At 33.3% G+C, this 18,048-nt stretch carries 16 protein-coding genes and 1 tRNA gene; 3 read left to right on the forward strand and 14 right to left on the reverse strand.

The window, feature by feature from the left end; all coding sequences use genetic code 11:
* Positions 1-80 precede the first annotated feature (80 nt).
* The 6 genes from rpsT to AAGD99_RS05465 form a co-directional block, all read right to left on the reverse strand.
* Positions 81-350 (reverse strand): 30S ribosomal protein S20, encoded by a 270-nt coding sequence (rpsT, locus tag AAGD99_RS05440; protein WP_006279236.1) that lies wholly within the window; start codon positions 348-350, stop codon positions 81-83.
* A gap of 51 nt (positions 351-401) precedes the next feature.
* Positions 402-1,127: a lysophospholipid acyltransferase family protein gene (locus AAGD99_RS05445; protein ID WP_341822820.1), complete on the reverse strand. Its 726-nt coding sequence runs from the start codon at positions 1,125-1,127 to the stop codon at positions 402-404.
* A 55-nt stretch (positions 1,128-1,182) separates the two neighbouring features.
* The gene (locus AAGD99_RS05450) at positions 1,183-2,169 is read right to left on the reverse strand and encodes a tyrosine-type recombinase/integrase (RefSeq protein ID WP_341822821.1); all 987 of its coding nucleotides are present in this window, start codon (positions 2,167-2,169) and stop codon (positions 1,183-1,185) included.
* Positions 2,170-2,542: 373 nt separating this feature from the next.
* Positions 2,543-3,178 carry a DnaA ATPase domain-containing protein gene (locus AAGD99_RS05455; protein WP_253309351.1) on the reverse strand — a complete coding sequence of 212 codons (636 nt, stop codon included), beginning with the start codon at positions 3,176-3,178 and terminating at the stop codon, positions 2,543-2,545.
* Between the two features lie 129 nt (positions 3,179-3,307).
* Complete coding sequence (locus AAGD99_RS05460; protein ID WP_264735948.1) at positions 3,308-4,381, reverse strand: AI-2E family transporter; 1,074 nt, start codon at positions 4,379-4,381, stop codon at positions 3,308-3,310.
* A 49-nt stretch (positions 4,382-4,430) separates the two neighbouring features.
* Positions 4,431-5,339: an alpha/beta hydrolase gene (locus AAGD99_RS05465; RefSeq protein WP_253309353.1), complete on the reverse strand. Its 909-nt coding sequence runs from the start codon at positions 5,337-5,339 to the stop codon at positions 4,431-4,433.
* 84 nt (positions 5,340-5,423) lie between these two features.
* On the opposite strand from AAGD99_RS05465, the gene ispF reads away from it, so the two are divergent.
* Both ispF and prmC read left to right on the forward strand, forming a co-directional pair.
* On the forward strand, positions 5,424-6,761 hold the full coding sequence (ispF, locus tag AAGD99_RS05470; protein ID WP_341822822.1) for a 2-C-methyl-D-erythritol 2,4-cyclodiphosphate synthase: 1,338 nt from the start codon (positions 5,424-5,426) through the stop codon (positions 6,759-6,761).
* A 607-nt stretch (positions 6,762-7,368) separates the two neighbouring features.
* Positions 7,369-8,208 carry a peptide chain release factor N(5)-glutamine methyltransferase gene (gene prmC / locus AAGD99_RS05475; protein ID WP_341822824.1) on the forward strand — a complete coding sequence of 280 codons (840 nt, stop codon included), beginning with the start codon at positions 7,369-7,371 and terminating at the stop codon, positions 8,206-8,208.
* Between the two features lie 99 nt (positions 8,209-8,307).
* Here prmC and AAGD99_RS05480 read toward each other — a convergent pair whose 3' ends face one another.
* The 8 genes from AAGD99_RS05480 to AAGD99_RS05515 form a co-directional block, all read right to left on the reverse strand.
* Positions 8,308-9,159, reverse strand: a complete 852-nt coding sequence (locus AAGD99_RS05480) for a P44/Msp2 family outer membrane protein (protein ID WP_341822825.1) — start codon at positions 9,157-9,159, stop codon at positions 8,308-8,310.
* Positions 9,160-9,281: 122 nt separating this feature from the next.
* Positions 9,282-11,297, reverse strand: a complete 2,016-nt coding sequence (locus AAGD99_RS05485; RefSeq protein ID WP_341822826.1) for a type IV secretory system conjugative DNA transfer family protein — start codon at positions 11,295-11,297, stop codon at positions 9,282-9,284.
* A gap of 30 nt (positions 11,298-11,327) precedes the next feature.
* The gene (virB11, locus tag AAGD99_RS05490) at positions 11,328-12,320 is read right to left on the reverse strand and encodes a P-type DNA transfer ATPase VirB11 (protein WP_253309358.1); all 993 of its coding nucleotides are present in this window, start codon (positions 12,318-12,320) and stop codon (positions 11,328-11,330) included.
* Position 12,321: 1 nt separating this feature from the next.
* Complete coding sequence (locus AAGD99_RS05495; protein WP_341822827.1) at positions 12,322-13,818, reverse strand: TrbI/VirB10 family protein; 1,497 nt, start codon at positions 13,816-13,818, stop codon at positions 12,322-12,324.
* Between the two features lie 16 nt (positions 13,819-13,834).
* Complete coding sequence (gene virB9 / locus AAGD99_RS05500; RefSeq protein ID WP_250295789.1) at positions 13,835-14,635, reverse strand: P-type conjugative transfer protein VirB9; 801 nt, start codon at positions 14,633-14,635, stop codon at positions 13,835-13,837.
* The gene (locus AAGD99_RS05505) at positions 14,622-15,302 is read right to left on the reverse strand and encodes a virB8 family protein (protein ID WP_264731475.1); all 681 of its coding nucleotides are present in this window, start codon (positions 15,300-15,302) and stop codon (positions 14,622-14,624) included. The genes virB9 and AAGD99_RS05505 overlap by 14 nt, the downstream gene beginning before the upstream one ends.
* 72 nt (positions 15,303-15,374) lie before the next feature.
* Positions 15,375-16,457 (reverse strand): GTP cyclohydrolase II, encoded by a 1,083-nt coding sequence (locus AAGD99_RS05510; RefSeq protein ID WP_253309361.1) that lies wholly within the window; start codon positions 16,455-16,457, stop codon positions 15,375-15,377.
* A gap of 31 nt (positions 16,458-16,488) precedes the next feature.
* Positions 16,489-16,576: transfer RNA gene (locus AAGD99_RS05515), tRNA-Leu, on the reverse strand.
* A 190-nt stretch (positions 16,577-16,766) separates the two neighbouring features.
* Here AAGD99_RS05515 and AAGD99_RS05520 point away from each other — a divergent pair.
* Positions 16,767-18,032, forward strand: coding sequence for a metallophosphoesterase (locus tag AAGD99_RS05520; protein WP_341822828.1), 1,266 nt, complete (start codon positions 16,767-16,769; stop codon positions 18,030-18,032).
* Positions 18,033-18,048 lie beyond the last annotated feature (16 nt).

Consider the following 18,048-nt stretch of genomic DNA (forward strand, 5'->3'; position numbering starts at 1 on the left):
CACTTAAGCTACTTAAATTTTATACAGAATATACAAACTGAAGAGTATATATTAATACAGTTAACTTTACATTAACCGTATTAAGCGGTCATCAATGCTTTTACTTTTGCATTTAAGCGACTTATTTTACGCGCAGCAGTATTCCTATGAATAACACCTTTATTCACACACTTGTGTAAATTAGATTCAGCATTCCGAAATGCCAGAACAACATTTTCTTTGTCGCCAGACTTGATTATATCAACCAATTTTCTAATAGCGGTGCGAGTTTTACTTTTCCGCATCTTATTTATTAAAGTGCGCTTTGCTATTACCTTTATCATTTTTTTAGCACTCTTATGATTTGCCATATATTAATACCTAAAATACTGTACTTTTTTTTTAATTATAAAGTTTTTTTGTTAATTTGCAATATCAGTTTTTTCTATGGTTAATCTACTGCTTCTCTCTTCAATAATTTTTTCTAAACTTTGCAAGAATTCATTTTTGTTTAACCCAGGATATATTGGGGGCAATATTTCTATTACTGCCTTTCCGGGATTCTTTCTCAGAGAAAGTATGCTTTTTGGCCAAAACAAACCAGTGTTTAAAGCAACCGGTAACACAGGAACAGATAATACGCTATATAAAGCAGCAATACCTGGTTGATATTTTATATTTTGGTTTATAGTTGTTCTCGTACCTTCAGGAAATATTATTATGCTTCTATTTTCTTTTATACGCATTTTTGCTAGTTTAATTATATGGCGTATAGCACTGATACCATCTGAACGGTTAATAAAAATCATTTTCAGCGCTATAAGATGTAAACCAATGAATGGAATCCATTTCAATTCACGTTTTAAAATAAAAACCGCTTTTCTAAATAGTAGTATAAAAATAAATGTTTCAAATGGAGATTGGTGTTTAGATGCAATGATAAAAGGTTGCTTAGGAATGTTTTCCATTCCCCTCACTTCATATTTAATGCCACATAATAAACGCAGCATGAATAATACAACTCTCACCGAACAGACGAGGAAAATGGTTATTACATACTCAGGAAAGAAAATTACAGGGAGAGCAATTAAAGTATAGAATACTTCCCATAATATAAGGAAGAAATTAAACAATAAACTTGAAATCACAAACTCACATAAACTTATTTGAATTTAACTTTACTACAAATTAAAAGCAATAAGTTTAATTATTGATCATCTGAGTAATAGGATGCGAATCAGCTAATTTGTCCTTTAACTTTTCGTTAGCAATATGAGTATATATTTGTGTTGTAGAAAGGTTAGTATGGCCAAGAACTTTCTGTATCAACACAATATTTGCTCCGCTATCCAGTAGATGGGTAGCAAAAGAATGCCTAATCACGTGTGGAGAGATCTTATTTTCATCAATATTGCATTTTCTTGCTAACTCCTTCATTAATTGACCGACCCTCTGCCTTGTAATTGGTTTATTAGGTTTATTACCTGGGAATAGCCAATCGGATTCCTTTTCGTTAGGGATCAGATTGTCACGAACTGATAAATAATTTCTAAGGCTCTGCAATGCTTGTTCATTAAAAAGAATTTGCCTCTCTCTACCACTTTTTCCTTTTATTATTATATAGCATTCTTTGTTATTACTGTTTATTAAATGTGACACTTCACATAACTTCATATCAATTAGTTCAGAAACACGCATTCCAGAAGAGTAAAGGATATCTAAAATCGCACATAGCCTTTTACTGCTTATCTCTTTATTCGATTCGCTTGCTGATTTTCTCACTGCGTCCATTAGCAAAAATATTTCTTCGACACTTAAATACTTAGGCAAAGGACGAGAAACTTTTGGATTCTTTAATTCAGCATCATTAGCCGGTGCTGGATTAAAATCTATTATTCCGTCATTAAATAGACACTTATAGAAATTTTTCGTAGCGGATATTTTTCTTGATATAGAGCTACTTTTATATTTTTTTTGTGTACATAAATATTTCACATAATCTTTAATATTGGTTTTGTTTACGCCAACCAAGGTAGTGCCGCTTTCTAATAAAAATTCTTCAAACTGGTGTAAATCCGAACGATAACTTTCCAGAGTATTTTGTGTAGCGGACCTCTCTGGAGCCAAAGCATCTATGTAATATGTTATGTAAAGATTTTCTTTTTTATTTTGCGACTGTTTATTTTTCATTATCAGCTCCTATATTTATTTCTTTGGCTATAATTTGATTGGAAGTGTTTCCTATGTGTCTTATGAGAAAATATGAGACAAATAAGGCATTTATCAATAGAGTGAACATCACAAACCTTTGCTTTAACCTTTTTTTTAAATTTAATCTTACTCTTATCATAGTTAAATTATAACGTCAAATCTATAAAAAACACCTTATAAAGTGAGCTCTACTATAAATATAGAATACTTCTTAGCTGTATCTATCTATATTTATTATAACATAACATTTATTATAATTCTAACATGGACAGATAGAGATTTCAATTACGTTAGTGTTATGGGTGTTAATAAATTTTTAATATATACAATGAGTACTTTACAAAAGAAGAAATCAAATGGCATCTTTTTTAAATAAAGTGCTAATAAAAGGAACGGTCACATTTGACCCTATAGATTCATTATCTATCTTCTCTATAATTTTATCAATGCTATAGAAAGAACGTTCTATTCTTGCTAAAATATAATTAATCACTTTTAAATCAATTTTTAACTGTTTATCTGAAAATCGTTTTATTAGCATGATTCTTAATAATTCTTCGCTTGCAGGCAAAATTTTTACGCTGATAGTTGATAATATTCGAGAACTTAAATCTCTTAGTTTGAAGTTAAGTTTTTTTGGTGAAATTGAAGAAGTGATTAGCAGCTTCTTATCATTTTCTTTCATGTAATTGTAACAATGTAATAACATTTCTTCATCTTTAATGTTTTGTACGTCTTCTAAAATAAAAGCATCGCTATACCTAATCTCGCTTACAAAGTTATTCACATTGATAAAAATTGCATCGTTTATTGACTGCCAAATATGAGCAAGATGAGTTTTACCAGAGCTTTTAGGTCCAAAAAGAATGAGAGATTTCCAAGATAAATCCTCAATTACTGAATTATATATGTGCTTATTTTCATCTAAGATGATGTAATTTTGCCGACTATAATCAGCTTGATTGTTGTTAAATAAATTTAATTGCACATTAAACCTCTTACGTAACCTCTTTCTGGTAGTAATTTTTGCGCAGAAATTTACTTACGCTCCTCAAATATCTCAGGTATTCTGGGCTCATTTCTCCTCTTACCATAAATTGATTATGCAAAAGGTCTGTTAGCCGTTTTTATAAAGCTCACTTTTAAAATATTTATTGATTGCATATTCTACTGATACATTGAACATTGCTATTATTGGAATAAAAAGTAATATACCTGTAAATCCAAAATATGAAGCGCATATAGTAATTCCCAGAATAATTACAGTTGGATGTATATGAACTTTTTTTCCTATTAATAAAGGAACTAATATGTTTGAATCTATTAATTGTCCAACACCAAATAATAGCAAAACGGCAGCACTTTCAAACCATTCACTAAATTGAGTAATAGCGCTCAAAAACCCAATAATGGTATATAATAATGGTCCTACGTAAGGTATGAACGTTAATATTCCTGATAAAATTCCAATAACAATAGAGTGTTTCAATCCGATTATGCTCAGGCTCACAGAGTAAAAGACCATCATGACAATACATACATTTACCTGCCCCTTTAGATAATTAGATATGATGAAATCCACTTTGGAAAAATAATTTGCAACTTTTTCTCTATAAGAAACAGGAATTAATTTATTAGCTTTTTCTATAATTAAAGGCCAATCACGTAATATATAGAAAAACACTACAGGAGTAATCACCATTAATGATACCGTGTGAATCAAGCTAAAGCTTGAACTTAACACTTGGATTATAAAGTTACTAGCAATATCAAGAGCATTTATGAAATAAGATACATAGTCGCTGTAATTTTCTGCTAGATTTTTAGATAAGTGATCAAATAAGCTATCCTCGATTTTTATATTAAGAAATTCTAATACAGAGGGGATTACTTTAAGTTTTAATGAAGGCACTTTACTCACTAAGAAATTTAATATTGAAGTAATTTGAACATATATAATAGGTAAAACAAATGTTATAACTAGTATAAAAGCTATTAATAAAACAAGTATTATAAAAATTACAGAACATGAACGCGGTATTCTATACTTTTCAAACTTGACTACTAGCGGATTAAACAAATATGCAATAACAATAGACATTAAACATGGAAAAATCATAGGACGCATCAGGAATAACATCCCTATTATAAAAAGCAGTATAAAACAAATAGTTATATGACGTTTTTGCATGCGTTTAGCATAGTCAATTTACTGAAAAATATACAGTTTATTGTAAATACTATCTATTCATTGTTTTATCAATTTTATTAAGTATTAGGTCAATCAAATTTTCACCCAATTCCCAACTAGATAAAACTCCGTTATGTGGATCATCTTCATACCTTTTCGAATTAACAATCTTGATCAATTTTCCACGTAGCAATACATCATTTTCTATTGCGTGCGCCAATTGTGCAGGTTGTGGTATTAAGTAATCTCTTTTGCTATTAATAACTATTATTGGCATATTCAATTTTCCCTCATCTCGCAACTTTCGTATATCGTTCACTAAATCAAAATCTAGATCTAAAGCCTTTAGCAATTTTTTAAAAATGGATGAGGGCAACATACTTAAAATTTTTGCTTGAGGGATCGGAAAATGCCCTATTGCTGTATGAAAAGAGCTGAAAGTGCTAGTAAAAATAACACTTCCAAGTTTAACGTTTTTGTCTGCAAAGTGCTTCAAAACTGCCGATGCAACTGCTCCTCCAAAGGAATGGCCAAAAAGTATAATGTTTTCAGGCCTCACACCCTTGTCCATTAATTCATTGATTTCTTCTATCGAGGGCTTAAGCAAACTTTGATCTCTATTTATAAAGGGAATAATAATAAGCATTACGGATAAAAAAATGCAAGTTAGAGCAGCTAAGCTTGCTAAACCAACTACTCCAGCTGTTATGGGGCTTATAAGTAGTAATATTGCAATGGGCGCTGATACAGATGCCACGAGGAACAAAAAGCTAACTGCAGCATAAGTTATGTAGTTTTGGAATATAGCCGGATATTTATGTGTATGAGCAATAGCTTTTAGCCTATTTCTGCCACATAAATGCTGTAAGCATTGTTGAGCATTTTTATGATTATCCCCTATTCCATGAAAGAATATAAGGTGTATCTCATTTTCTTTATTACACTTAGTAATGTGCATTCTAGCATCGTATTATATCTTATAAGATAATACACTCTTTTTTTAAAACTGTAAATAACTTGTTACTATACACTTACGCTGAAAATGATAAATATGCACACTAACAGACTTAAGAAATACAAAATAGCAGCATTAATAGTTGCAGCAGGAGTAGGCAGTAGATGCAGTAACACAATTCCTAAGCAGTATACAAAACTTGCAGGTAAATCTGTTTTATTTCATGCAATTAAAAGATTTCTGGCTAACCAATATATAGATTACATAAGAATAGCAATTAATAGAGACCATGAAAGTTTTTATAGGGAAGCAATGGATCTCTTATCCAACCATTATTTAAGTGAAAAATCAGCAGTACACTCCTTGATGTCATTCCAGCGCGTGACGCTGGAATCTAGAAAAAAAGAAAGTATGGATCCAAGTAGTCAAGCTACTTGGATGACAGGAGGTGTAGATACTAAATTACTAAGTCCAATATATGGAGGAGAAAACAGGCAAAATTCAGTTAAACTAGGGCTTGAAAGCTTACAAAAAATTAACCCAGATTTTGTAGTTATACACGATGCTTGTAGGCCTTTTGTGTCAGATGTTCTGATAGATAACTTGGCTCAGTCCATGATTAATGATCAATATACAGGAGTAGTACCAGCAATAGAAGTCGAAGACACTATGTCATTGGTGGGTAATAATTTCGTTGAATCTACGATTTCAAGAGGAAAACTCAGAGCCATACAAACTCCTCAAATTTTTAATTTCAAAGAATTATTATCGTGCCATCAATCAGACAAAGAATTTACTGACGATTCATCACTAATGGTAGAGCACAAAAAACATGTTGCGATTATTAAAGGTGAGAAAAGCAATTTTAAGTTAACCACAAAAGAGGATATCAATATGGCAAAGCTTCTCTTTGAAGAGCCAAAATTTCGTGTCGGAACTGGTTATGATATACATAAGTTCATTAAAGTTCAAAATGGTGCTGAGAGCTTTATAAAAATTTGCGGTGTGAAAATTGAACACAACATGGCAATAGAAGCGCACTCTGATGGTGATGTTGTAATACATGCAATCGTTGATGCAATACTCGGAGCACTGGGATGTGGCGACATAGGAGAGCACTTTCCTCCTAGTTCCTCTGAATGGAAAGATTGCAATTCATCTCACTTTCTTGACTTTGCTGCTAAAAAAGCAAAGGAAAAAGGGTACAGCGTGTCTAATTTAGATATTACTATAGTTTGTGAGGAGCCTAAAATATCGCCTTACAAAGTAGAAATGAAGAAATTCATATCAAAAGCATTAGAGATTGATGATGAATTCGTAAATGTCAAAGCAACCACTGCAGAAAAATTAGGTTCTCTTGGAAGAAATGAAGGAATAGCAGCATATGCTTCTGTGTTATTGCATACAAACTTTTATTGGGAATAGAAACGAAAAAACTTCCTTGACAAACTCCGCCAACCCCCTTATCATAAACACTGAAGCTATTTATTTATCTTCTCTGTACAGATTAAATGACAAAAAAACTCACGTATCTGGCGTTTCATGTTTAATTTTTTGCACTATGTGCACTCTATGTCTTTATAAAATTTCTAGGTTTTTACCTAATATAAGCTGAAATGCGCTTATAAAGCATTTAAAACATTAAAAAACGCCAACTTAAAAAATGGATAGTGAATAACTAGCTACCCTAGGGTTTCTTTTGCCTTTTTTTCTGTTTAGTAAATTTCTTAACGTTTATAATTTAGATTAGTTGCGGTTTAAAAGCAGCTGAATCGCGGTTATTAAGTGTTTAGAATAAAAAAACGCCATACTTGAAAGTATAATGTAAGTAATTAGCCAACCACGGGGCTTCTTTTGCCTTTTTTTTCATTTGGTAAATTTCTTAAATATTTATAGCTTATATCTAAAATAATACCTTGTATCTTTTTTCTGTTTAGGTTATGCAAGAACCCATGCTTGACACTTGGATTTAGTGCAGCTACCCTAAATTGGAATTGCTATTCTTGGCTGAAAGGAACACATTTTTAGAATAATGAAAACAATCAGCACTTTAATTCAAGAAGGATCGGAGTTATTATCGTCACATAAAGTTGAATCACCACATTTAGATTGTGAAATCATCATGCAGCACGTACTTGGAGTGGAAAGATCATTCATAATTATGAACCATGCTGATCAAGTGCCAATGGAGAAAGAACTTTTATTTTGGAAATTAACAAAAAAAAGAGCGGAAAGATATCCAATATCGCAAATAATAGGTAATCGTGAATTCTGGAGTAAAAATTTTATAGTTAACCAGCATGTTTTGGATCCAAGACCAGATAGTGAAACATTAATCTCAACAGTGTTAAAATATTACCCAAATAAAAAGCAGAGACTAAAAATTGCAGATTTTGGTACAGGCACAGGTTGTTTATTGATATCCGTACTTAGTGAGTATGAAAATGCCGTTGGGATCGGTTTTGAAAAAAGCTTGGAAGCATACAAAGTTGCCTATCAGAACACAAAGAAACATAATCTTCTCAGCAGAGCCAAAATATTTCCAAGCTCATGGACAGAGTGCAGAGGTTCATTTGATCTTATAATTAGCAACCCTCCATATATTAAAAGAAGCAAATTGAAAGACTTGCAAGCTGAAGTGCAAAAAGAGCCAAGAATTGCTCTTGATGGTGGAATTGATGGTTTAAACTGTTACTTGAGTATTTTTTCAATATTAAGGAGGTGTCTTAAAAAAAATGGGTTTGCGATATTGGAGATAGGTGAAGATCAAAATGATATTGACAAAATAATAACCTCATACAAATTAGCTTTTCAGGAATATGTACATGATTTGGCAGGAATGAAGAGGTGCATTGTTGTGCAAAAAACATAGCTAATGTTTTCTTGTATTATCTCCTTCATCCCATATTATCCTATGTCATCCCAGTACCCTCTACCTCGTCATCCCAGTGCGTGACACTGGGATCTATATTTAAGCTTTGCTGGCAAAGTGGAAAGTAAGGCCAGCCTCTATGCCGTGTGTATGAAAAAAGCCATTCTGTATGGTAGTAGATACTTGATTATCACCTGTTTGTTCAACCATTTTACCTTTTGGCTTACCTGCGCCATTATTAAAATTGGGATCCCACTTTGAGGTTTCTAGTTTGAACTCACTGCTACCAATAGCACCAAAACCTCTATATCCAATATGCATATTTACATCTTCGTTTATGCGATAATCAAGGCCAGCTTTTAATTGACCTGCAGGTCTTATTGACGGTTTTTCAAACATTTTCATTCTTGTTGCACCGATTCCAATACCAACGTAAGGAGAAAAAGAGAAACGGTCACTTTTCCAATGATGATAAACATTTGCCATTAAAGACGCGTTTTCTATCTGGTCATGATTGACTATTGCTCCATATTTCTCTTTTAGTGTAGTTTTATCCTTTATGTAGGATATTGTCATCTGGCTGCTTGTTAAATCAATATTATCCACTTTTACGGAAGAATACATTCCTTCTAATTCAACTCTGTAGCTGTTATTACCCAATTCTCCTGTGTAACCAAATGCTACATTTGCAGCAAAAGGCGGGTTATAATCTCCTTTATACTTACTTAGTAATTGACCTTCTGTATTCTGAGCATCCCTGTCATTTACAGATACCTTATTGGCAGATGTAGCAGCAGTATCTCCAATTTTTGCTTTCAACTCACCCATGTAATTTAAATATTGACCGTAATACCCACTGCCAAAGTAAAACCCTTCTGTTTCACTTGCAAAAGATTGTTGTGACAACAGCAAAGCAAGTGCTGTAACCGCTAATGTTTTTTTACTAATCATTACTACTCCCCTAGTTAAAATAGCTAATCTAATACTAATTAATTAAAAATGGCTTAATATGAAAAACCTAATTATTTGCATAACTTGCACTTTTCTGAGCTAAAAATAGGCAAAGTTAACCTTTATTTTTGATCATTTTTTAATTTATCGTCAATATCCTCATCTTCAAATTCATCCTCCTCGTCTTCGTCATCAAACCCATCATCGCTCCTCTCGTCATCAAACCCGTCATCATCATCTTCAAACTTATCGTCAATATCTTCATCATCAATATCTTCGTCTGCAAATTCATCTGATTCATCATACACTGCATCCTCTGTTTTAGTTTCAGCAGGATAATCAACTGAATTAGGCCCCTCAAGAGCATTATTCCCCTCGTTATTAACCTTATCTTTGCTCGCAGCAGCAGAAAGAACTTTGTTTGGGTCATATGGTTCTTGTGTAGGCACACGAGTTTGCTTGAGCAGTCTTTTTGTGAAGGTGCTATTACTATAGTACAAAATTTTCTTTGATTTAATTGGGTAAGTTGACTCTATTAAAATTATCTGATCGTCGCGTGGCAACATAATAACTTCTTGAGGCAATAGCAATGCCCTCTGTGTTTCAGAGATATGCAACGACCTTGAAGCAGGATTTAAATCTAAAAATTTAGGCTTATTCAACGATTCTTGTTGTACAGTTTTGTTTCCTATAAGTTGCGATATTAAATTAGCTGTTTCAATATTATTGGCTGCAAAAGTTATTCTGTAAGTCGAGTTTGACAAAAAGGAGTTCATTCCTGCTTCTTCGTATATTCCTTTGAGCTGCTCAGTATCTTGAACAATTAAGAATAACCTAACTCGATAACCACGAAAATATGCAATACCTGTTTGAAATTGCTCCATTTTTCCAAGTGTAGGAAACTCATCCATTAAAAACAATACGCCATAAGGCTCGTCATCCGATGGCAATTTTCTACATAAAAACTCAGTTGCCTGTTGGTAAAAAACCTGCATTAAAGGCCTGAGCCTAGTCAAGTTGTCAGGAGTTAAACCAACATAAACTGTAGTTTTCTTCTTTTTAAAATCTAAAATATTAAAATCACTTGACGCAGTTGCAGTATCAATCAATGGGTTTGCCCACAATTCAAGCGATGAGTTCATAGTTGATACAACACCCGACCTTTCTTTATCAGCTTTTTGTAAAAAAGCTGCAATATTCATATATGCTACAGGGTGTAGTATTTTACCCATTGTATCAAGAGCAACAGCAAGATTATAAACTACGTCATCACTACGCATCGTACGCACAACTTCACCAAAAGATTTAACTTTCTCTGGTGCAGCAAGTAAGTATAATACCACTCCAACAAATAAGCTTCTTGCTTCATTTTGCCAAAAGTCTTGTTCAGGCATGATGAGGTTAGCTATTTTTTGCACATCGTCAACCATCTGCCCAGGTTTTTTACTAATCCATTGTAATGGATTGTAACAGTGACTTATTCCATCTGGCTGCGCTGGATTCCATACGTATACTTTTTGTCCTTGTCGTTCTCGCCAACCACTTGTTATTTCATAGTTTTCTAATTTTATGTCGTGTACAATTACCGAGTCAGTCCAAAATAATAAATTAGGAATTACAAAGCCAACACCCTTACCAGAACCTGTAGGTGCAAATAACAATGCATGCTGAAACCCATCAGCAATAAAGTATCCTCTTTTATCTTTACCAAGCAATAATCCCTTTTTGCTTCTTAATCCTGCTTTTCGTATGTCTTTCTCTGATGCCCACTGCGAGTCTCCATGAAGTGATTCTTTCTTTTTAAATGGTCGCCACTCAATTATCCTTTCTCTTAAATTCCATAAGATAATCATTAAAACAACAATAGGCATTGTAGAAGATAGAATTAATTTAAATTTGAGCTCAAGGCTATATAACTCTGGGTGGTGCCAACAATATTGTATATGATCAAAAATCGTTGGCCAAAGAGCTTGAGGGAAAGGCGTCAAACTAGGATTAATTGCCTTAAAATCCACAGCATCCGGACCGTCAACTAATAGAAAGAACAATATACCAGATAGATAGAAGCAAAACTCAAGTACGCTAAAAGCTACTACACCTCCTATGAGAATATTACGTAGGTAATTTCCATTACTCATAAACTACTCTTTTTTAACTTATGTATAAATTTAAGCATTTTCGCTTGCAGATCTAGTAAATAATATCTCAGAAATGCTTCTTTTGCCCCCACCGGTTCTTTTTAGCTGAATAACAATATCAATCACATTTCTAATGTATGGTATAATTTGGTCTGGAGGAATGCCAAGATTTGCCTGCATAACCATCAATTTTATTTGCTCAAGGGCCATTGTTGGACTATCCGCATGAAGGGTTGATATTGATCCAGGGTGACCAGTATTTATCGCCCTAAGAAAACTAAAAGCTTCCGCTCCACGGAGCTCACCAACTATTATTCTGTCTGGCCTTAAACGTAAGCACGCCTCTATCAAATCTTGAGTGGTTACTTTTGCTCTGCCCTGCCCTCCTTTGGAGGCAATCAGATGCACTCTATTTGGATGATCGTTCAAAACGATTTCCCTTGCATCCTCAACAGTAATAATTCTTTCCTCAGTTGGAATAGCACGCAAAGTAGCATTAGTAAAAGTAGTCTTACCAGTGGAAGTTCCACCGCTAATTATAATATTTTTCTTACTTATTACAGCGTATTCTAAAAACTCTTTTATTTTTTTTTGCCTTAACAGTAAATCCAAATGACGGTCAACTGGATTATCAGTTGCTTCTGTAACAGTTTCAGAAAAAGCCCCCATTTTTTCGTAATCATCGAGTGCTAATTGCATGCTAGAAGGCTTACGAATCGACATGACTACTTTATCAGGTTCACATGCTGGTGGAAATACTATCTGTATACGATAACCATTTGGTAATGTTGCCGAAAGTAAAGGTGCTTCTTCGCTAAGTTTTTGTTCTGTAGCTTGAGCAATCAGTCTGCCAAGAGATTTCAAATGGTTAAGATCGAATACTTCTAATTTTTCACACCTTATTTCACCGCGATTTTCAATCCATACTTCCTTTGGCTTATTTATTGATATTTCATTTACGCCTTCTTCTTGAAATATGCCTTGTAATGGCTCCAAATATGTATCAAGTGCAGCATAATTCATTTCATTGATTTAATATTGCCTGTGAAGGAAATACTATATCTTGGTTAACAAATACTTTCAATGCGGTGCCTTGATCGACATAAATAGTTGGTTTTTTATCTGTATATCTGCCCACTATATCTCGCATGTCTTTAGAAAAATCATTGATTGACTTCCCGATTGCTTCATCATAAACAGATTTGCTTCTTTTCTGAGTTTGCCTCAACAGTTGACGTACATCGTCTAAAGTTATACCGATATTGTCACTAGTAATTGCATCAACTCCACTAGCTCCAGAACTTTTTATCACACTTACTATTTCTTCCTTTATTATTCTCAGTAAATCCTGATCACTTTTAGCATTCCGAATTTTTTCAATAGCCCTAAGACCCAATTTCCATTTTTCGTCTCCTACGTTCCCAACTTCAGTTTTTATAGCATCCTCCAATCTCTCAACAATAGCCCCTTTGAGAGAAGAAATATCTATTTCAGTTGCAGTGATGGATCTCACCGCATCCATAGCAGTTAGCGTATCAATAAGATTAGAGGCCTTTTGCCCTATAACAGCCGAACCAATTGAAACACCAGCAAGTGCCACTGAAGAGAATAATGCACCTACTATTTTATTATCAACTATTCCAGCTATTCCTGCTCTGCCAAGTTCATCCGTACCAAGTGATGAAATAGCAATATCTATTCCATGAGGAAGAATGACCCTACTCCAGTTTATATTTACACGAGCTCTTGCGACATTCGAGTCAAATGAATAACTGCCTATCAATCTTGAGCCTTTAGGTATTAAAACTGTATCACCAGTTTCTGCATAAACATCTCTACTCACCATAGCACGCAGCATTCCTTGCAGATCAGAGTTTATTGCAGTTTCAAGAACAGCATCAATAATTTTACCTTGAGTAACCATTAAACCAAGCTTTCCTACTCTGGTAGCTTTGCTCGATTGTGCTGAAGTGTCAGATAAAATAGCATCAGCAGCCTTATTCTCTCCACCATCACTTGAAATTGTTAACATTTGTGCACTACGTCTGTCTCTAGGATAACCGCTACCCCCTATTGTAGGAAACGAGGTAGGTAAATTGCCCATAACATTACTAGAAGGAAAATTTTGCTTTGGCAAAATAGGTATATTTGACACAGGAGTTTCTTTTGGTTTCTCTTCTTCTTTTCTAATTTGTTTTATTTCTGGTATGATTGGTGGTGTAGGAAGAGGAGGTAAGGGTGGTAAGGGATCAGTTATTATTCTTTCAGGAACCATTACATTATCTGGAACTTGTTCCAACTTTCCCTTCAATTCTTGAACATTTTGCTTTGTTTCCTCTTTTTTAATAACTTCTGAACCCTCTTTATGAGAAGGACTAAAATAGAGATAATACACTCCACCAACCAGAAGCACTAAAATAATGACCATCAATGCCCTATGACCTTGATTAGAGCCAACTGTTACTACCTTGTTCTCTATTTCTGATTCATCTTCTGAATTGTTACGCCTTTCTTTATTCATATTGCATATACCACAGCTAAAGTGACCTATTTATAATTTCAACTTCACCATCTTCATAACGCATAAATAGCTTTTTATGTACTCCTTTTATTATAACATAATCATCAAATAACAGCCTTTTACAAGGTTTATCCTCCTCTTCTACAAAAATCTGAGGTATTTTATTATTATTTCTAAATTTTAAATAGGTTAAATAACCATCATCAAATAGCTCAATCGGAACTATATCCGCATTACCACCTTCATCAATATATGTATAATTGTACTTCGTATCATTTTCTTGTATTATTTTTTCTGGCTTGTCTGTAGTATATTGCATTTGAGTAGGTAAAGAAACCTCATCTAAATCAACATCAAATTCACCTTCTTCTTGAGGATAATAAAAACGTACTACGTAAGATATATCCTTTTCAGCAGAATAATCGTGACCCACTTTCTTAGCATCAGTATCTGGGTATTTATCGTAGTTTGGCCTTGAGATTAAATCAAAAATGTAATTTCTTTTTTTAGTTGTTGTAATAATCATGTTAGTGCGACTACTAACTTCAAATGGCATGATAAGCAATTTATTGTCATAAGGATTAATTTTCCAACTTGATGCATCACCAACAGCGATATTTTTAACTTTTTCTCCTTCCGCAAATTCAATATAAGAATAGTAACCCTGACTAAAAACCACCGTAAATACTTCATTAGGGCTATACACAAAAGTCTTTATTCTACTATCTACAGAAATAGGCTCATTATAATTAATGGATGCGTTTAAATTGCCACTTACAAGTAAAGCTAAAACTAATAATATCCTATACATATTCATCATCTACTCTATATGAAATAACTTGAAATCCTAATGGGTTAATATATCTTTGCTGATCATCCATTTCAAGCGATGCATATCTATATGACATAATAACTATCTTATTTTTTCTTGTGGAACTTCCATCTTTCCGTATAAATTCCACAAAAAACCTCACCTGAAGAGCATCGTTACCCAATTTTTGAATTGAGCGAATTTTAAATTCACTTTTGGTATCTGAGTACAAATTAAAAAGATCATCCATATTCTGTGATCCTACATAATTTCTAAATTCATTATACACATTAGGTGAGGAAAACAACCTTACCTTTGTATAATAGTTATAATTATAATGATATGGATCAAAAACCTCCCTTGCTTTTATATACTCTGAAATAAAATAATCGTTTAGCGCTTCATTTGCAGAATATTGTTTTACTGTGACAGGATCAACCAATTGCACTATTCCTGATTTCTTGTCAATTTCTATAACAAATGGCTCAATAGTGCTACTTGTACTAATTTTAAATATGACTAATATGCTGATAGAGATCGTTGCTAATAATATTAATGCAAATAAAAGTAGAATATTCCTTTGAGCAATAACTGTGCTGTAGCGGTTTGAATTCCAATCTATATCCTTATCTAAGGATTCAGTATTTTTTTCTCGCTTAAAAAATCTTAGCATTTTAGTATTCCTAAAAATCTTAACTTATGTTAATAAACATAGCAAATTAACAAAGTAGTTACAACAAAAAAGCTAAAAAACTCTTAATCTATGGCCTAGCTTACCAAACTTTGTCTCCATATATGAATCGTTATATTTATTACGTTCCACAATAAGTGGTAGACACTTTGTAACTCCTATACCACTACTTTCCAATTCTGACAATTTCCTATCATTGTTTGTAAGTAATTGGATTTTGTTAATGTTCAATTTATTAAGCATTTTAGCTGCAACAGCAAAACTCCTTTCATCATCTTCAAAACCTAATATTCTGTTTGCATCAACAGTATCAAGATTATGTCCTCTTTGCACACTGTACGCTCTTAACTTATTAGTTAAACCAATGCCTCTTCCATCTTGCATCAAATACAATATAATACCACTTCCAGAGTCAGCTATCATTTGAATTGCTTGATGTAACTGACTTCTGCAATCGCATGATAAGCTATCTAACAAGTCACCCGTATAGCACGAAGAATGAATTCTTACTAATGGTTCGCCATCTTTATCTGGATTGCCAATGATAATTGCATGATGTTCTCTTCCACCACTTTCTGTTCTATAAGATATGATATTTACTTCTTGAGTCTGTTTTAAAAATAATGATGTTTTGCACACTTCATATACATCCTGATTTTCTTGAAAATTATTTATGAATGACGTGTCCAGTGCAATAACGTCATTTTTCTCGCACCAATTTCGCATTTCATGGTTATTCTCAAAAGTCATATCAGCCACTAACGCGTATGGCAATAATTCTGAGAACTTAAGCAAGGCAATAGCACATTCATCTATTGTCTTTGAGCATTGCAACTCTCTTATGCAATCTTCCTTTGAACAGTTTATTAAATGGAGCAGTTCATCAAAATTATTCACCAACAGACGTTTGCTGTTATGTTCTTTATTCTGAGATATGTATTTTACCTTACTTGAAGTTAAAGTAACATATACATTACTTGATATAAGCTTGTATTGATTAAATAAATCTCTTTCTAAAGCCTCAGCAGCAGCAAACAATAGGTAATTACTTTTATCATATATTACAATTGGCCGGCCGCGCCTGATTTCGCTGATAGCTCTTTCTACCTTATTGCTACTCTGATTTCCTATAAACATTTTTACCCATATTAAGCAGCTATGAAAAAACTGGTGCGGCCGAGAAGACTTGAACTTCCAAGGCCTTATGAGCCACAGCGACCTCAACGCTGCGTGTCTACCAATTCCACCACGGCCGCACTATATTCTAGTTTTTATATAATTATTTTAAATTATTTAATCATTTTAGAATTTTTCATCTAGAGTGTCAATCTGATACTAGAATAATTTAGAAATTACTTGTATAATTTGATTATGAATTTTGTGATTATAAATTTTAATCATTTAAGACAACCTTACTACTAATTTTTAACTTAGGTTTTTATACAAATGAATGTAGCTAATATCTTTATTTTTTTAGCTCTCTCTCTTATAACTAGCTTTCATTTCGTCCATGCACAGATATTATACACATGGTCTCAAGTTATCCCAGAAAATAAATTAAGCATACGTGCAATTACAGACAATGACATGTGTCCCATTGTTTATGTCGATGGCGAGGAAATAGAAATGCTGAATCGCAGCTCAATTAACAATGGTGATCATAACGAAACAGTTTGTGAACTGACAGTACAAACAAGTGCCAAAAACATTAGTATTGAGGATCTACGAGTTCCTATATTACCAGAAAAGGTTAATAAAATTGCTTTTATTGGTGACACGGGTTGTAGAATAAATATGTTATTTCAGCAGGAATGTAATTCGGTAGATAGCTGGCCTTTAAAAAAAAATTTAGATTCAATCGCCCTTCATAAACCAGATTTAATTATCCATGTTGGTGATTATCATTATAGACAAACAAAATGTAGAAATACAAAAAAGTGTGGCGATATTTATGGATATAATAAAAAAGCTTGGTACGCTGATTGGTTTGAGCCTGCAAAGGATATTTCATTACAATCCCCTTTCCTTTTTGTTCGTGGAAACCATGAGAGTTGTAATAGAGCTTATGAAGGATGGTTCAGGTATCTAGATTCATACCCCTTTTCGTCTGAAAAATGTGGAAACTTCGTTTCTAGTTGGTCCTTAGATGCTGGACCGATGAAATTTTTTATCTTCGACTCTTCATCCGGTGAGGATATTTTTACAACCCAAAGCACAATTGATGCTTTTGAAAGGCAATTTGATAAATTGATACAAGATAAGCCCACGTGGTTTTTAACTCATAAACCGCTTTGGAGATCTCCAAAAAAAGAATTTTTGACATTAAAAAGCCATGGTAATCTTACACAAATTGAAGCTTTTGGAGATAAATTTCCAAGCAATGTCACTACCATAGTTTCTGGCCACATTCATATAGCCCAGATTTTATTAATGGATAATGTTCCAGACCAGATTATAGTTGGAAACGGTGGTGCATTATTACACGCTCAAGATCAAGAGCCTGTTTATCAAAATGTAGAATTTGACTATTCAAATGGTAGAAACTACTTAGCACACGAGGTTAGAAACTTTTTCGGTTTTGGCTTTGCAATACTAAACTTAGATGATCACAAATTTACCTTCTATAATCAACACAATAAGGAAATGTATTCTGCGAAGCTAACAGAAGATTTTAAACTTAAACGGATTAAAACTACAGTCGATTCATTTTAGGACTTGTTATTAGCTA

Origin of the sequence: Wolbachia endosymbiont (group A) of Clivina fossor (genome assembly GCF_964026865.1) — a bacterium.
Lineage (GTDB): Bacteria > Pseudomonadota > Alphaproteobacteria > Rickettsiales > Anaplasmataceae > Wolbachia.

Bases quoted from the DNA above. Each gene is read 5' to 3' on its own strand.
- rpsT (WP_006279236.1), bottom strand. From the start codon at position 350: ATGGCAAATCATAAGAGTGCTAAAAAAATGATAAAGGTAATAGCAAAG.
- AAGD99_RS05450 (WP_341822821.1), bottom strand. From the start codon at position 2,169: ATGAAAAATAAACAGTCGCAAAATAAAAAAGAAAATCTTTACATAACA.
- AAGD99_RS05460 (WP_264735948.1), bottom strand. From the start codon at position 4,381: ATGCAAAAACGTCATATAACTATTTGTTTTATACTGCTTTTTATAATA.
- AAGD99_RS05465 (WP_253309353.1), bottom strand. From the start codon at position 5,339: ATGCACATTACTAAGTGTAATAAAGAAAATGAGATACACCTTATATTC.
- ispF (WP_341822822.1), top strand. From the start codon at position 5,424: ATGATAAATATGCACACTAACAGACTTAAGAAATACAAAATAGCAGCA.
- prmC (WP_341822824.1), top strand. From the start codon at position 7,369: ATGAAAACAATCAGCACTTTAATTCAAGAAGGATCGGAGTTATTATCG.
- AAGD99_RS05480 (WP_341822825.1), bottom strand. From the start codon at position 9,159: ATGATTAGTAAAAAAACATTAGCGGTTACAGCACTTGCTTTGCTGTTG.
- AAGD99_RS05485 (WP_341822826.1), bottom strand. From the start codon at position 11,297: ATGAGTAATGGAAATTACCTACGTAATATTCTCATAGGAGGTGTAGTA.
- virB11 (WP_253309358.1), bottom strand. From the start codon at position 12,320: ATGAATTATGCTGCACTTGATACATATTTGGAGCCATTACAAGGCATA.
- AAGD99_RS05495 (WP_341822827.1), bottom strand. From the start codon at position 13,818: ATGAATAAAGAAAGGCGTAACAATTCAGAAGATGAATCAGAAATAGAG.
- virB9 (WP_250295789.1), bottom strand. From the start codon at position 14,635: ATGAATATGTATAGGATATTATTAGTTTTAGCTTTACTTGTAAGTGGC.
- AAGD99_RS05505 (WP_264731475.1), bottom strand. From the start codon at position 15,302: ATGCTAAGATTTTTTAAGCGAGAAAAAAATACTGAATCCTTAGATAAG.
- AAGD99_RS05510 (WP_253309361.1), bottom strand. From the start codon at position 16,457: ATGTTTATAGGAAATCAGAGTAGCAATAAGGTAGAAAGAGCTATCAGC.
- AAGD99_RS05520 (WP_341822828.1), top strand. From the start codon at position 16,767: ATGAATGTAGCTAATATCTTTATTTTTTTAGCTCTCTCTCTTATAACT.